The following is a 533-nucleotide window of genomic DNA, read 5'->3' on the forward strand; positions in this document are numbered from 1 at the left end:
ACTATCGGACCCCGAACGAAGCCGAGCAGGCATGGATCACCGAGAACCTCGCCGCGTAGACAACTATTCAACTGGTCCAGGAAACGTTGGGCAGCTCATGCCCGTTTGCAGCTGCGATCGGTGTATTGGCTTGTGCCACGTTCGCAGTGCTCGCCGATGAATCTGTGAATGTGACCGATGAATCGGTGCTGACTTCGGCGGCTTCTTCCCACGTGAGGTCATCCGGTCCGGGGGCCGCAACGGCCGCGTCGTATATGGGTGCATCTTCGGGTGCGCCGTCCGCGAGAGGCGACGAAGCAACAGCATCACTGGTCGGAGTCGCCGCTATGGCAGGCGTCACGGTCAGCAACGAGGCAGTGATGAGAGCGCACGTGGCGGCGGACGTTGCAACGATACGAGCAGAGCGATTGGTCATGGTTCTCTTTCTTCCCATTACGGGCTCTTCGCAGTTGAGGGTGTAGCCGTACGAGTGTGGGGTCGGCGCGTCGTGGCCGGGAGTGGGGTCGAGGTCTTCCGATGATGGAGGTTCCTAC

At 60.8% G+C, this 533-nt stretch carries 1 protein-coding gene; it reads right to left on the reverse strand.

All coding sequences use genetic code 11. The annotated features are described in order from the left end of the window. Positions 1 to 67: 67 nt before the first annotated feature. Positions 68 to 415 carry a hypothetical protein gene (locus C5D07_RS15545; RefSeq protein WP_146079803.1) on the reverse strand — a complete coding sequence of 116 codons (348 nt, stop codon included), beginning with the start codon at positions 413 to 415 and terminating at the stop codon, positions 68 to 70. Positions 416 to 533: the final 118 nt, after the last annotated feature.

Source organism: Rathayibacter tritici, assembly GCF_002932875.1.
Classification (GTDB): Bacteria; Actinomycetota; Actinomycetes; order Actinomycetales; family Microbacteriaceae; genus Rathayibacter; species Rathayibacter tritici.